Raw genomic sequence first — 14,581 nt, 5'->3', positions numbered from 1 at the left:
CCTCGCTTCTGCGACAGCCGGGGTGGGGTGAGCGACGGGGGTTGGGGGCGGCTTACAGCCACCCCTTGATGCTGGTTACCATGGCGTCGGTGGAAATGCCGTAGAGGTCGTGCAGCGTCGGCAGGGCGCCGGCCTTCAGGAACTCGTCGGGCAGGCCGATCTGGCGGAAGGCGCTGGGAACGACCCCGGCGCGCAGCAGCGTGCCGGCCACCGCCTCGCCCAGACCGCCGATGACGGTGTGGTTCTCGGCGACGACGACCATGCGCCCGCTGCGCCCGGCCTCGGCCAGGATGGTCTCGGTGTCGAGCGGCTTGATGGTCGGGACGTGCAGCACGGCGACGCCGACCTTGTCGGCCTCCAGGGCCTTCGCCACCTCCAGCGCCCGCATCGTCATGATGCCGGAGGAGATGACCAGCACGTCGGCGCCGTCGCGCAGCCGCTTCGCCTTGCCGAGTTCGAACGTATAGTCGTACTCGTCGAGCACCAGCGGGACGTTGCCGCGCAGCAGGCGCATGTAGACCGGCCCCTGGTGGGCGGCCATGGCGGGCACCGCCTGCTCGATCTCATGGGCGTCGCAGGGGTCGATGACCACCATGTTCGGCATGGCGCGCATCAGGGCCAGATCCTCCGCCGCCTGATGGCTGGGTCCATAGCCCGAGGTCAGGCCCGGCAGGGCGCAGGCGATCTTGACGTTGCGGTTCTCCTCCGCGATCGTCTGGTGCACGAAGTCGTAGGCCCGGCGCGAGGCGAAGACCGCGTAGGTGGTGACGAAGGGCATGAAGCCCTCGTGCGCCAGACCGGACGCCGCGCCCATCAGCAGCTGCTCGGCCATGCCCATCTGGTAGAAACGGTCCGGGTTGGCCTGGGCGAAGATGTGCAGGTCGGTGTATTTCGCCAGATCGGCGGTGAGGCCGACGATCTCCGGACGGGCCTTCGCCAGCTCGACCAGCGCGTGGCCGAAGGGGGCGGGCTTGGTGCGCTGCCCTTCGCCCGCGATCGAGGCGATCATGGCGGAGGTCTTCAGGCGCGGCTTGGCGGCGGCAGAAGCGGTGGTGGCGGCAGAGGCGGTGGCGGTGCTCATGCGGTCCTCCCGGCGTCCAGCGCGTCGAGGGCGAGCTTCCACTCGTGCGCGTCCACGCGGATGAAGTGATTCTTTTCGCGGGCTTCGAGGAAGGGCACGCCCTTGCCCATCTTGGTGTCGCAGACGATCATGCGGGGCTTGGGCTCCGGATGGTCGCGGGCGGCGTCGAAGGCGGCGACCACGACGTCCATGTCGTTGCCGTCCACCCGCTGGACGAACCAGCCGAAGGCCTCCAGCTTGTCGACCAGCGGCTCGAAGGCCATCACCTGGGTGGAGGGGCCGTCGGCCTGCTGGTTGTTGACGTCGACGATGCCGATCAGGTTGTCGAGCTTGTAATGGGCCGCCGACATGATGGCCTCCCAGACCGAGCCCTCGTCCAGCTCGCCGTCGGAGAAGAGCGTGTAGACGCGGTTGTCCGACGCCTTGCGCTTCAGGCCGAGGGCGATGCCGACCGCGATGCTGAGGCCGAGGCCGAGCGAGCCGCCCGACATCTCCATGCCCGGCGTGTAGGCGGCCATGCCCGACATCGGAAGGCGGCTGTCGTCGCTGCCGTAGGTCTCCAGCTCCTCGGCCGGGACGATGCCGGCCTCGATCAGGGCGGCGTAGAGCGCGATGGCGTAGTGGCCGTTGGACAGCAGGAAGCGGTCGCGGCCTTCCCAGTGCGGGTCCTCCTGCCGGTAGCGCATGGCGTGGAAGTAGGACACGGCCAGCACGTCGGCGATGTCCAGGGCCTGCCCGATGTAGCCCTGGCCCTGCACCTCGCCCATCAGAACGGCGTTGCGGCGGATGCGATAGGCGCGTTCGGTCAGGGGAACGTTGTGGCCCAGTTGGGTGGTGTCCACGGGAGTCGTCTCCAGCGTTTCAGGGTCAGTGGATCAGCATTCCGCCGTTGACGTCGAGCGTGGCGCCCGTGACGTAGGACGACAGCTCCGACGCCAGGAAGAGGCAGGAGCGCGCCACGTCCTCGGCGTCGCCCAGGCGGTTCAGCGGGATGCCCTTGAGGATGTCCGCCCGCAGCTCGGGCGTCAGCTTGCCGCCGGTGATGTCGGTCTGGATCAGGCCGGGGGTGACGGAGTTGACGCGGACGTTGTCCGGACCCAGCTCCCGCGCCATCGCCTTGGCGAGACCGAGAACGCCGGCCTTCGCGGCACTGTAGTGCGGACCGCCGAAGATGCCGCCGCCGCGCTGCGCCGACACCGAGGAGATGCAGACGATGGAGCCGGACTTCTGGGCGCGCATGTGCGGGACAACCGCCTGGCTCATGTAGAGCGTGCCGCGCAGGCTGACGTCGGTCACCGCCTCGTAGTTCTTCGGCTCGATGTCCATGAACTTCAGCGGCTGGGTGATGCCGGCGTTGTTGACCAGCACGTCGATGCGGCCGAACTCCTCGACCACGCGGGCGGCGGCGTTGACGCAGGCGGTCTTGTCGGTCACGTCGCAGGCGATGCCGCGGTGCGCCTCGCCCAGCTCGGCGGCGGCTTCGGCGGCCTGACCGCCGTCGAGGTCCAGGATGATCGCCCGCCCGCCGTGCAGCGCGAACAGCCGCGCCGTGGCCAAGCCGATGCCGCGGCGCGACGCCGCTCCGGTGATCACGCACACCTTGTTGGACAGCAACATGCTCGCTCCCTTTGTTCGAAGCTGGCTCCGCCATGACGGCCGTGGGCGTGGCGGCCCTGGGGATGCCGCGGCGGAGCGTCGTTTGCGCTCGGTTTTGATGATTTTTCGGTGCGGAGGACGGATGGTTCGTACCTCCGATCGTTGCAACAATCCTATGGTCTTGAGATGAATTCGACAAACGAATAAGATTGCTGAATGCTGAATTGAATTCATGAATATGATGCGATGCGGAAACGGATTTCCATCAAGGCTTTGCAAGCCTTTGAGGCGGCGGCGCGGCTCGGTTCCTTCGCAACGGCGGCGGAGGATCTCGGCCTGACGCCCTCGGCGATCAGCCATCAGGTGAAGATTCTGGAGGAGCAGCTCGGCCTGCGGCTGTTCCACCGCGTCCACCGGTCGGTCGCGCTGACCGACGACGGGCGGACCTACGCCGCGGAGATCATCGCCGCCTTCGCCCGCATCGACACGGCGACCCGCAACGTCACGACGACGGGCAGCGGCACCACGATCCTGACCGTGCGCTCGATGCCCAGCTTCGCCGCGCAGTGGCTGATGCCGCGGCTGGGACGGGTGAAGGAGATCCATCCCGCCATCGACATCCGCCTGCGGGCGTCGGTCTCGCCCATCGACCTGACGACGGGGGCGGTCGACGTGGACATCCGCTACAACCCCGGCCCGCCGCCGGCCGGCTGCGTGCTGGAGCTGTTTCCCGACGACGTCATCGTGCCGATGTGCTCCCCGGCGCTCGCAAACGGGCTGAACCCGATCCGCAAGCCGTCGGACATCAGCCGCCACATCCTGATCCATTCGGAAATCAACATCGTCGGCTGGCGCGACTGGGCGAACCGGCACCGCGGCGTCGAGCTGGACATGGAGCGCGGCCTGCGCTTCGACCGCTCCTTCATGGCGATCAACGCCGCGGCGAACGGCATGGGCGTGTGCCTGGACAGCCTGCTGCTGGCCCGGCAGGAACTGCTGTCGGGCCGGCTCATCATCCCTTTCCCGACCCGCGGCCTGCGGGCGCAGGGGCATGGCTTCGTCACGCTGAAGTCGACCGCCAACCTTCCCAAGATCCGGCTGTTCCGCGAATGGCTGTTCAGCGAGTTGGAGGCGGGGCGGCAGTGGGAGGACGAGTTCCTGTCGTCACTGAACAGGAGCGCGTAAGGCCGCCCGGCCCACGGCCGTTGCGGTGCGGTCTTTACGACGGCGCACCCGGTTCCTTGTTCAGAAGGCCCTTGGAGAGCAGTTGAAGGTACATCTGAACGGCCTCTTCCGGCAGATTGACGACGCCGTCCTCGTCGGTGTAGCGCAAGGCGAGATAGCCCCGCGTGGCGATCAGCATGTAGACCAGCGGCTCCAGCGCCTCGTCGCCGAGGTTGGCGATCTCGCCGTTCTTGCGGGCGCTGCGCAGGAAGCGCATGTAGCCGCCGGTGATGTTGTGGAAGTGCTGGCGGTGGGCCTTGGGTGCGAAAATCTCCGCTTCGTTGAGGATGCGCAGGAAATAGGGCATGCGCTTGAGGAAGGAGAAGAAGGCCCGGAACGATTGTTCCTCCTTCTCCAGAAAGGTTCTGGCGCCGCTGGCCTGCTGGCGGATGTGGGCCAGCATCTTGGCGCCCAGCACCGGAAGCAGCTCGTCGAAGATTTCCTGCCGCGAGGCGAAGTAGTTGTAGAAGGTGCCCTGCGCCAGGTTCGCCCGCTGGGTGATCCGGGTGATCGAGGCGTCGATGTAACCGTATTCCCCCACCACCTCGGCGGCGGCCTGGAACAGGGCGTCGCGGACCTCTTCCGACCGTTGCACCCGCGTCTTCTTTCCCGCCGTCCGCCCCATCGCCGCCATCGCCTGCAATCTCCCTCTCCGTCCCGGATTTAGCCGTTCCCCACGCCTTTGACGAGAGAAACCGACGCCTGATGCGGGTGATCGGGAAGCCGCCCGAACGCCTCCAGCACGTCGCCGATCGCCGCGTCGGGCAGGGCGCGGGCGAAACGCTCGATCCGGTCATAGGCGTCGGCGGGTACCCCGGTTTCGTCCCCGATGCGGCGGACCAGCGCGCTCACCGCCTCCCAGGGCAGTGAGAAGTCGTCGGTCGTCATGTCCTGGCGGCGGGTCAGCGCCGTGCCGTCCTCCAGCACCACCTCGATGGCGCAGCACAGCCGCCGCACGCCCTCGTCGGGGACGAGGTCGACGCGTTCGACCAGGGCGTTGACCGCGCCGTCGTCGTAGCGGGTCATCGTCTCCATGGTCGGCACGCCGCGCAGCAGGGTCAGCGCGATGCAGAAGGGGATGCTCATCAGCGTGCCGGAGATGCTGGTGAACGGCCCCTTCGAATCCATGCCGGCATAGCCGGTCTCGAACGGGTTCATGCGCACGGTCACCGACCGGATGGCCCGGCCCGCCACCTCGCCGCGCAGGGCGAGCGCCGCGGTGACCGGGGTCTGGTTGAAGGCGCAGACCGGGTAGGGCTTGAAGGTGACGCGGTGGATCGACCAGTCGCGACCCAGCCGGGCCGCCAGTTCCGCAGGGTCGCAGCCGGTGCGGGCGAAGGCGCGGACGAAGCCGGTGCGGCCTTCGAAGGCGCGGGGGGCGGAGACCGAGCCCGCCGCCGCCAGCCGCGCCGCCGTCAACCCGTTCACGGCGGCGACGCCGACCTGATAGCGCCACTCGTCGGTGCCGTCGTCGAAGGATTGCAGGATGCCGCCGGTGAAGGAGGCGGCGTTGGCGAACGCCGCCGCGATGCGCTCCTCCGGCAGGCCGAGCAGGTACGCCGCCCCGGCGGCGGCGGCCAATGTGCCGTAAAGCGGCGAGGCGCGAAGACCGGCGGGCGTGGTCAGCGGCGAAAAGGCGTTCTCCAGCAACCCGCCCGCCTCGTAGCCAGCGACCAGGGCCGGCAGCAGCCGTTCGACCGGGCCGTCCCCGGCCTCGACCAGCGCGGTCAGCAGCGGGATCAGAACGGCGCCGATGTGGGCGGCGCCGCAGGTGTCCTCCTGCGCCCGGCCATGGAACAGGGGGGAGCCTGCCAGCGCCGCGCCGGGAACGCTGGTCCGTCGTCCATCCCCCAGCATGGTAACGCCACCGGAATGTTCCCCATGCAGGGCTAGCGCCGCCGTCCGTGCCACCGGGGCGTAGGGCGTGCCGTGCCCGCCGAGCGCGATGCCGTAGCCGTTCAGCAGGCAGACCCGCGCCTTCTCCACCACGTCGGGCGGCAGGTTGTCCAAGGTCAGGCCGGCGATGAAGCGGGCGATGGACGCCGCCAGGGTATCGTAGGGAGCGGTCATGGGGTGTCCTCCGGTTGGGCGGGGGCCAGTTCGTCGCGCAGCACGCGCTTCAGCACCTTGCCGGACGGGTTGCGCGGCAGCGCCTCGCGCAGCAGCAGGCGCTTGGGGATCTTGAAGCCGGCAAGGTGCCGGCGGCAGTGCTGCTCCAGCGTCTCGGCGTCGAGGCTCTCGCCTTCCTTCAGCACCACGACCGCCGCGGGCACCTCGCCCCAGCGCTCGTCGGGGACGGCGATAACGGCGACCTCGACGACCTGGGGCAGCAGAAAGACGACCCGTTCGATCTCCGAGGAGGCGATGTTTTCGCCGCCGCTGATGATCATGTCCTTCTTGCGGTCGGTCAGGAACAGGAAGCCGTCGGCGTCGAGATAGCCGACGTCGCCGGTGCGGAACCAGTCGCCGTAGAAGCTGCGCGCCGTCTTCTCCGGGTCCCTCCAGTAGCCCTTGGTGACCTTCGGGCCACGCAGGCAGATCTCGCCGATTTCCCCGGTGGGCAGGGAGGTGCCGGCATCGTCGCGGATGTCGATCTCCACATGGGCGAGCGCCCGGCCCGTCGAGCCGATCTTCTCGATCTCGCGCCCGGCCTCCATCAGCGTGTCGCCCGAACAGCTCTCGGTCAGGCCATAGCCGTCGATGTAGCGGGCGTTGGCGAACAGGCCGGTGAAGTCGCGGATGCGCTGCTCCGGCGTGCGCTCGCCGCCGCCGATCGCCCATTTCAGGCTGGAGACGTCGTAGCGCCCGCGCTCCGGGTGGGACAGGATGCGCCCGACCATCACCGGGGCGAACCAAGCGCCGGTCAGTCGCTCGCGCTCGATCGCGGCGAGGGCCGTGTCCGGGTCGAAGTCGCGCAGGACGCAGATCGTCCCGCCCAGCCACAGCACCGCGAGGCCCGGCAGGTCGAAGGCGCCGACATGGTACAGCGGCCCGACCGCGAGCAGCCGGTCCTCCGCCGTCAGCCCCAGCGCCGTCACATGGTCCATGCATTTCCAATAGAAGTTCTCGTAGGAATGCATGACCCCCTTGGGATGGTCGGTGGTGCCCGACGTGTACATCAGCCGGAACAGGTCTTGCGAGCCGCGCACCCGCATCGGCGGCACCGGTCCCTCCGTACCGGCCAGAACCCGCCCGTCCGCCTGCGCCGCCGCGTCGACCAGAACGGCGCGCGGGTCGTCCTTCACCGCCGCCGCCAGCTCGGTGTCGGCGAAGACCAGTGTCGCCCCGGCGTTGCCGGTGATGAAGGCGACCTCGGGGGCGGCCAGCCGGTAATTGATCGGCAGGAACACCGCGCCGAGGTGGCTGGCAGCGAAGGCGATCTCCAGGAAGGCGGCGCTGTTCTTCATCACCACCGCCACCACGTCGCCCTCGCGCACGCCGCGCCGGTGGAGGAAGGCGGCCATGCGCCCGATGCGGTCGAGGAAGTCGGCGTAGCTGATGCGCTGGTCGCCATAGACCAGCGCCAGCCGGTCCGGCGTGCGCAGCGCGTGGAACCGGATGAAGGCGCTCAGATTGACCACGGGTATCCCCTCCCTCGGGATGTGCGTCCGGCGTTGCCCGCCGGTTCCGCTCAGTAGGATTTCGGCATGCCGAGATCGTGCATGGCGATGAAGTTCAGCACCATCTCTTCCGACACCGGGGCGAAGCGGAACAGCCTTGCGTCGCGCCACAGCCGCTCGACATGGTATTCCTTGGCATAGCCCATGCCGCCCATCGCCTGCATCGACCGCTCGATGGCGTGGGACGCCGCCTGCGCCGCGATCAGCTTGGCGATGTTGGCCTCGCTGCCGTAGGGCAGGCCCGTGTCGCAGAGGGACGCCGCCTTCAGATTCATCAGCCGGGCGCATTGCAGCTCGGCGTGGGCCTGGGCGAGCGGGAACTGGACGCCCTGGTAGGCGGCCACCGGCTTGTCGCCGAAGACCTTGCGGTCCTTGGCGTAATCCACCGCCAGCCGGATGGCGAGGCTGCCGGCGCCGACCAGACCGGCGGTGGTGACGATGCGCTCGGTGTTCAGCACATCGAGAAGCTGGTGCCAGCCGCCGTCGAGCGTGCCGATCAGCTCGTCCGGCTCGATCCGCACGTCGTCGAAATAGACGGTGCTGGAGGCCAGCGTGTTGGTGCCAACCTTCTCGATCGGCTGGTGGCTGAGGCCCTCGCGGTCGACATCGATCAGGAACAGGCTGATTCCGGCGGTGCGTCGGCCCGCCTCCTCAAGCCGGGTGGTGCGGGCGACCACCAGCATCTTCTGCGCGTCGGGCACGCCGGTGATCCAGATCTTCTGGCCCTTCAGCCGCCAGCCCTGACCGTCGGCGTGGGCGAAGGTCCGGATCTCCAGGCTATTGGAGCCGGCGTTCGGCTCGGTCAGCGCCATACAGAAGTTCAGCTTGCCCTGGATCAGGGCGGGCAGCATGGCGTCCTTCTGCGCCTTGGTGCCGAACTTCGCCAGCGCCACGCCACCGAAGATCGGGTTGATCATGAAGAGCTGGGCCAGCGTCGAGCCGCCGCCGGCCGCCGACAGCGCTTCCACCACCAGCGCCATGTCGAGCATGCCGAGGCCGGAGCCGCCATATTCCTCGGGCAGGGAGACGCCGCCGAGGCCGGATTCGCAGATGCCGGCCCAGGCCTCGGTCGGGAAACTCTTCTTCGCGTCCTGCTCGCGCCAATAGTCGGGACCGAATTCGGCGCCGACGCGCGACGCCGTCTCGATCATCAGGCGCTGTTCTTCGGAAAGCTGGAAGTCCATGGGGAATCGTTCCTTGGGTCAGGCGGCGCGAAGCAGGCGCAACGGCCGCTCCAGCCCGGCGATGATGCGGTTGAGGAAGGCCAGGGCGGTCACGCCGTCGAACAGCCGGTGATCCGCCGACAGGACGAGGCCGAGCTCGCGCTTCAGCACCGGGGCCCCCGCCTCGTCGGGACGGAAGACGGAGCGGACACTGCCGACGCCGAGGATGCTCGACTGGCCGGGATTGATGATCGAGGTCATGTAGGTGACGTTGTGCATGCCGGCGTTCGACACGGTGATGGCGCCGCCCTGGAAGTCCTCCTCCGTCAGGCGCCCGTCGCGGGCGCGGCGGGTCAGCGACGCGGCCTCCGCCGCCAGCCGGTCGAGCGGCAGGGTCGCCGCCCCGCGCAGCACCGGGGCGACCAGCCCGCGCGGCGTGTCCACCGCCATGCCGATGTCGCCGCGGCCAAGGGCGAGGATCGCGCCGCCGGGAGGCTCGTCGTCCCACACCCGGTCCATCTCCGGCATGGCGGCAAGCGCCCGCCCGACCGCGGCCAGCACCAGATGGGTCATCGAAATCCGCGGAAGCCCGGACTCGGTGTCGGCGTTCAGCCGGTCGCGCAGGGCGGCCAGCTCCGTCACCTCGGCCTCCGCGGCGAGATAGAAGTGCGGCACGTCGCGCTTGGCGGCGGTCAGACGACGGGCGACGGTCGCCTGCAGGGTGGTGGGCTTCGAGCGTTCCGCGACGGGAGCGTCGATCTTCGGCGCCTGGAGCTCGGGTTGGGGCGCTGGTTGAAGCGCTGGCCGCATTTGGGCCGCCGCATCGACGTCGGCGACCTTGATGCGACCACGCGGGCCGCTGCCGGCCACCGTCCCGAGATCGACGCCAAGCCCCTCGGCGCGGCGGCGGGCGAGCGGTGTCGACAGGATGCGCTCCCCGTTGCTGCGGACGGGGGCGGGCAGGGAACGGGCATTGGCGGCGACGGGTGTCGGGGCGGCCTTTGCGGCGGACGCCTCCGCCGGTTCCGGAGCGGGGGCGGCGCCCGCGCCATCGGCGGACCAGCGGGCGATCGGGGTGCCGACGGCCACCGTCTCGCCGGCCGGGATGGTCGTCTCGATCAGCACGCCGTCGCTGTCGGCCTCGACCTCCGAGGCGATCTTGTCGGTTTCGACGACGAGCAGCACGTCGCCGCTGCGGAAGGGCTGGCCGGGAGACACCCGCCATTCGGCGAGCACCCCCTCGGTCATCGTCAGCCCCAGCTTGGGCATCACCAGTTCGCGGACCATGGTCATTGCCCCGTGAAGGCGGCCTTGCGCTTCTCCAGGAAGGCGCGGCAGCCCTCGTGCGCGTCCTGGCTGTCGAGCACCAGCCCGATCATCGCCTGCTCATAGGCCAGCGAGGCGCCGAGCGGCATCTCCGCCCCGTGGCGCAGCGTGCGCTTGGTCAGCTTCAGGATCAGCGGCGACTTGGCGGCGATCTTGTGGGCGGTGGCCATCGCCTCGGCCATCAGCTCGGCCTTGGGGACGGCGCGGTTGACCAATCCCCAGGCGACCGCCTCCGCGGCGGTGAACTGGTCGCCGGTGAAGACCAGCTCGCGCGCCCGGCAAGGCGGAACCTGGCGCAGGATGCGCTGGGTGCCGCCGGCGCCGGGGAACAGGCCGAGGTTGATTTCCGGCAGGCCGAACTTCGCGCTGTCGGCGGCGATGCGGATGTCGAGCGACAGCACCAGCTCGGTCCCGCCGCCGAGCGCCCAGCCGTTGACGGCGGCGATGGTCGGCTTGTCGCAGGTCTCGAACCGGCGGAACACCCGGTGCACGATCTCCGCGAAGTCGAGATAGTGGGCGAGGCCCTGGCGGCTGTCGAGGTCGGCGATATCGCCGCCGGCCACGAAGGCGCGCTCGCCCGCCCCGGTGACGACGATGACGTGCACGCCGTCGTCGGTCTCCAGCTCGCCCAGCGCCCGTTCCAGCTCCAGCAGGGTCGGCACGTCGAGCGCGTTGAGAGTCGCCGGGCGGTTGATGGTGATCAGGCCCACGGCGCCGTCGCGGCTGGTGAGGATGGGGCTTTCTTCCGTCATGGTGTGTGTCCTCCCGTGGGTCGGTATCAGGCGAGCGTGCTCTTGACCGCCGCGACGATCCGGTCGGCGTCGGGCAGATAGGCCGCTTCGAGGGTCTTGGCGAAGGCGATGGGCATGAAGGGCGCGCCGACCCGCAGCACCGGGGCGTCGAGGTCGTCGAAGGCGTCCGACGCGATGCGCGCGGCGATCTCCGCCCCGACGCCGAAGGCCTGCACCGCCTCGTGCGCGATGACCACCCGGTGGGTCTTGGCGACGGAGGCGAAGACGGCCTCCTCGTCCCAGGGCTGAATCCAGCGCAGGTCGACGATTTCCGCCTCGATGCCCTCGGCGGCCAGCCGGTCGGCGGCGGCGCGGGCGGCGTAGAGTGTGGCGCCGTAGGTGACGATGGTGGCGTCACGGCCCGCCCGGTCGAGTCGCGCCTTGCCGACTTCGCGCGGGGCGTTCACGTCGATGTCGCCCTGAAGCGCGTAGAGCGCCTTGTTCTCGACGACGACGACGGGGTCGGGGGCCTCGATGGCGGCGCGCAGCAGGCTGTAGGCATCGGCGACGGTGGCCGGGCAGACGACGCGCAGGCCGGGGATGTGGGCGAACCACGCCTCCAGGCACTGCGAATGCTGCGGCCCGGCGTTCAGCCCGCCGCCGTGCGGCGTGCGCAGCACCATCGGCACGCTGCACTGCCCGCCGAACATGAAGCGGGCCTTGGCGGCTTGGTTCACAACGGCGTCCATGGCGAGCGTCACGAAATCCATGAACATGATCTCGACCACCGGCTTCATACCGGTCAGCGCGGCCCCGACGGCGGCGCCGACCAGGGAGGCTTCGGAGATCGGGGTGTCGCGCACCCGCTCCGGCCCGTGGGCGTCGAGCAGGCCGCGGGTCGCCTTGAACGGCCCGCCAGCGGCGGCCACGTCCTCGCCCATCAGCATCACGGCGGGGTCGGCGGCCATCGCGTCGTTGAGGGCCTGGGCGACGGCGTTCACATAGCGCAAAGGCTTCGGCATCGGCGGTCAGGCCCCGGCGGTGAGGGTGGCGGTCGGCGTGTAGACGTCGCGGAAGGCGGCGTCCACGTCGGGCAGGGCGTCGGCGCGGGCGGCCTCCAGCGCCTCCCGGATCTCGGCGTCCACCGAGTCGACCAGGGCGGCGAGCGCCGATTCCTCGACTCCGGCGGCGAGCAGCGCCTCGGCGGAGCGGCGCAGCGGGTCGTTCTGCGGCAGGCCGGCGATCTCGTCGGCGTTGCGGTAGCGCTGCGGATCGCCCTCGAAATGGCCGTGCCAACGGGTGGTCAGGCATTCCAGGATGCGCGGACCGCCGCCGCGGGCGGCCTCCACCACCTCCGTGGCGGCCTCGGCCACCGCGGCGACGTCGTTGCCGTCCACCCGGCGGTGCGGCACGCCGAAGGCCGCACCCAGCTTGTCCAGAGTCGCGGCGAACTGGGTGGAGGTCGGCGAGAATTCCGACCAGCCGTTGTTCTCGCAGACGAAGACCATCGGCAGCTTCCACAGCGCCGCCATGTTCAGGCATTCGTGCAGGGCGCCCTCGGCCATGGCGCCGTCGCCGAAGAAGGCGACCGCCACGCCGCCGGTGCGCCGCGTCTGGTGGGCCAGTGCGCTTCCGGTGGCGAGCGGCAGCCCGGCCCCGACGATGCCGTTGGCCCCCAGCACGCCGAGCGACAGGTCGGCGACGTGCATCGAGCCGCCGCGCCCGCCGCAGATACCGCCGGCTCGCCCCATGATCTCCTTGAAGAAGAGGTCCAGCTTCACGCCGCGGGCCAGCACATGGCCGTGGCCGCGGTGGGTGGTGGCGAAGCTGTCCCGTGGCCCCAGCGCGCCGACGACCCCGGCGGCCACCGCCTCCTGCCCGACGCTGAGATGGATGAAGCCGGGGATCTCGCCGTCGGCGAACAGCCGGGACAGGGTGGTTTCGGTCGCCCGGATCGTCTGCATGGTGCGGTGAAGCGCCAGCCGCCGGTCGGTTGGGATTGAGTTGGCCGGAATCGGATCTGCCTGAGCGGCGGATGACGGCATGGATGCCTCCCTTCGCGTTTCTTCCGCGCCCCGCCGGTGTGTGTGGGAAGGCGCGGTGCGGAGTCGATGCTCCGTTGGTCGATCAAACAATGAATGATGATTCATATTTCAGTCAAGCGGTCTGTTTGCCCCTGCTCCGGCTCCCTCCTGCTGGGTGGGGCGCTGGCATCTGGTGCCCCTCTCCCGCCCCGGGAGAGGGAAGGGGCCCGCGCCCAGCGCGGGAAGGGTGAGGGTGTTGCCGCCAGTAAGGTCTTTGATCCTTGTGCTAACCCTCACCCGCCCGCCTCCGCGGGCACCCCCTTCCGGGGCGGGAAAGGGGGCAGCCTCAAATACACCGTTGCGCTGACAGTTGGCGCGCGTTACATTCTCAATGAAAAATGACTCATGGTTCATTCAAAAAGGGCGAGGCAGCACGCTCCGCCGCACAAGGGAGGGAAAAGCGCCATGCACCGTCGTTCCGTCATCGGCTTGCTCGGGGCCGCCGTCACGCTGACCTCGGCTCTCGCCCTGTCCGCCGGGTCCGCCGCCGCTCAGGACACCATCAAGATCGGCATGACCTCGGCCCTGACCGGCCCCTACAACGAGTATGGCGAGGGCGGGCGGCGCGGCGTCGAACTCGCCATCGAGAAGTGGAACGCCAAGGGCGGCATCAACGGGAAGAAGGTCGAGCTGGCGATGCTGCTCGACGACCAACTCGTGCCCGACCGCGCGGTGCAGAACATGCGCCGGCTGCTCGACAACAAGGAACTGGTCGCCATCATCGGCCCGGCGGGCAGCGGCCCGACGCTGGCGGTGATCGAGATGGCCGCCGCCGACGGGCGCCCCTACATGAACCCGGTGGCGCAGACCCCGACCGTCACCTACCCGGACGGCGGCAAGCCGCGCCCGAACGTCTTCTCCTTCGCGCTGCAGAACGACGTCGAATCGACGGTGCTCGGCCGCTACGTCGCCAAGCAGTTCAAGAAGCCGGGGCTGGTCCACGAGAGCACGGCCTACGGCGTGTCCGGCGCCGACATGATCGCCAAGGAGCTGAAGGCGGCGGGCGGTGCCGTCGTGGCGACGGAAACCTACAACCAGCGTGCCCAGGACGTGACGGCGCAGATCGCCCGCCTCCAGCGGGCCGGGGCCGACGTGGTGGTCTGCGTCGGGCTGGGCGCCGATCTGGCGGTGATCCGCCGCACCATGGCGCGGCTGAATTTCAACGTGCCGCTGGTCGCCTCCAACGGCGCCCTGTCGATCCCCTACCAGGAGGCCGCCGGGGATCTGGTGACCGGCACGCGCGGTTCGATGGTCTACGTGTTCGGCGAGGAGACGTTGAATCCGGCGGCCCAGGGCTTCGCCGACGCCTACAAGGCCAAGTACGGCACCGACCGCTGGTGGGGCAACGACCCGCAGCGCCCGCAGATCTTCATGTCGCTGTCGGTCAGCAACGCCTACGACGCCGCCGACGTGCTGTTCGAGGGCATCAAGCGCGCCAACTCCACCGATCCCAAGGCCATTGCGACGGCCATCGAGGGAATCCAGGGCCTGCGCGGGGTGAACGCCACCTATTCCTTCTCCGCCACCAAGCACCACGCCATCGCGCCGGAGGATGTCGCGATCTTCGAGTATGTGAAGACCGGCGACAAGATCGGGCTGACGATCGTCAAGAACTGATCGGTTTCCCCTCTCCTCCTTTCGTCTCCGGAGCGATCCTCCTCTCCCCTCTGGGGAGAGGGCCGGGGTGAGGGGGATGTCGGGGGACGGAAAGTGCAGGCGATGCGAGGCCCCCTCACCCTAACCCTCTCCCCAGAGG

13 protein-coding genes are annotated in these 14,581 nt (G+C 69.5%); 2 read left to right on the top strand and 11 right to left on the bottom strand.

Going from position 1 to position 14,581, the window contains the following annotated elements:
- Positions 1–52 precede the first annotated feature (52 nt).
- From H1Q64_RS25235 to H1Q64_RS25225, 3 genes are read right to left on the bottom strand one after another with little or no spacing between them, the layout of a single operon-like run.
- Positions 53–1,081 carry a transketolase family protein gene (locus H1Q64_RS25235; protein ID WP_237906614.1) on the bottom strand — a complete coding sequence of 343 codons (1,029 nt, stop codon included), beginning with the start codon at positions 1,079–1,081 and terminating at the stop codon, positions 53–55.
- The gene (locus H1Q64_RS25230; protein ID WP_237906613.1) at positions 1,078–1,923 is read right to left on the bottom strand and encodes a transketolase; all 846 of its coding nucleotides are present in this window, start codon (positions 1,921–1,923) and stop codon (positions 1,078–1,080) included. Before H1Q64_RS25230 ends, H1Q64_RS25235 begins: the two co-directional genes overlap by 4 nt.
- Before the next feature lie 25 nt (positions 1,924–1,948).
- Positions 1,949–2,698, bottom strand: coding sequence for an SDR family NAD(P)-dependent oxidoreductase (locus tag H1Q64_RS25225; protein ID WP_237906612.1), 750 nt, complete (start codon positions 2,696–2,698; stop codon positions 1,949–1,951).
- Between the two features lie 225 nt (positions 2,699–2,923).
- Between H1Q64_RS25225 and H1Q64_RS25220 the strand changes: the two genes are divergently transcribed.
- Positions 2,924–3,862, top strand: coding sequence for a LysR substrate-binding domain-containing protein (locus H1Q64_RS25220; protein ID WP_237906611.1), 939 nt, complete (start codon positions 2,924–2,926; stop codon positions 3,860–3,862).
- A gap of 34 nt (positions 3,863–3,896) precedes the next feature.
- On the opposite strand, the gene H1Q64_RS25215 is transcribed toward H1Q64_RS25220, so the two are convergent.
- From H1Q64_RS25215 to H1Q64_RS25180, 8 genes are read right to left on the bottom strand one after another with little or no spacing between them, the layout of a single operon-like run.
- Positions 3,897–4,535 carry a TetR/AcrR family transcriptional regulator gene (locus tag H1Q64_RS25215; protein WP_237907195.1) on the bottom strand — a complete coding sequence of 213 codons (639 nt, stop codon included), beginning with the start codon at positions 4,533–4,535 and terminating at the stop codon, positions 3,897–3,899.
- A 29-nt stretch (positions 4,536–4,564) separates the two neighbouring features.
- On the bottom strand, positions 4,565–5,971 hold the full coding sequence (locus H1Q64_RS25210; RefSeq protein WP_237906610.1) for an MmgE/PrpD family protein: 1,407 nt from the start codon (positions 5,969–5,971) through the stop codon (positions 4,565–4,567).
- Complete coding sequence (locus tag H1Q64_RS25205; protein ID WP_237906609.1) at positions 5,968–7,482, bottom strand: AMP-binding protein; 1,515 nt, start codon at positions 7,480–7,482, stop codon at positions 5,968–5,970. Before H1Q64_RS25205 ends, H1Q64_RS25210 begins: the two co-directional genes overlap by 4 nt.
- 50 nt (positions 7,483–7,532) lie before the next feature.
- Positions 7,533–8,705, bottom strand: a complete 1,173-nt coding sequence (locus H1Q64_RS25200) for an acyl-CoA dehydrogenase family protein (protein WP_237906608.1) — start codon at positions 8,703–8,705, stop codon at positions 7,533–7,535.
- Positions 8,706–8,723: 18 nt separating this feature from the next.
- Complete coding sequence (locus H1Q64_RS25195; protein ID WP_330874587.1) at positions 8,724–9,971, bottom strand: dihydrolipoamide acetyltransferase family protein; 1,248 nt, start codon at positions 9,969–9,971, stop codon at positions 8,724–8,726.
- A 2-nt stretch (positions 9,972–9,973) separates the two neighbouring features.
- Positions 9,974–10,762, bottom strand: a complete 789-nt coding sequence (locus H1Q64_RS25190; RefSeq protein ID WP_237906606.1) for an enoyl-CoA hydratase/isomerase family protein — start codon at positions 10,760–10,762, stop codon at positions 9,974–9,976.
- A gap of 26 nt (positions 10,763–10,788) precedes the next feature.
- Positions 10,789–11,763 carry an alpha-ketoacid dehydrogenase subunit beta gene (locus H1Q64_RS25185; protein ID WP_237906605.1) on the bottom strand — a complete coding sequence of 325 codons (975 nt, stop codon included), beginning with the start codon at positions 11,761–11,763 and terminating at the stop codon, positions 10,789–10,791.
- Between the two features lie 6 nt (positions 11,764–11,769).
- A complete protein-coding gene (locus tag H1Q64_RS25180; protein ID WP_419468858.1) occupies positions 11,770–12,786 on the bottom strand; it encodes a thiamine pyrophosphate-dependent dehydrogenase E1 component subunit alpha in 1,017 nt (338 codons plus the stop codon).
- Between the two features lie 444 nt (positions 12,787–13,230).
- On the opposite strand from H1Q64_RS25180, the gene H1Q64_RS25175 reads away from it, so the two are divergent.
- Positions 13,231–14,442, top strand: coding sequence for an ABC transporter substrate-binding protein (locus tag H1Q64_RS25175; RefSeq protein ID WP_237906604.1), 1,212 nt, complete (start codon positions 13,231–13,233; stop codon positions 14,440–14,442).
- Positions 14,443–14,581: the final 139 nt, after the last annotated feature.

Source organism: Azospirillum brasilense (assembly GCF_022023855.1).
Lineage (GTDB): Bacteria > Pseudomonadota > Alphaproteobacteria > Azospirillales > Azospirillaceae > Azospirillum > Azospirillum brasilense_F.
Note: the sequence above shows the minus strand (reverse complement) of the source record. Positions and strands in the feature narration are given on the sequence as shown.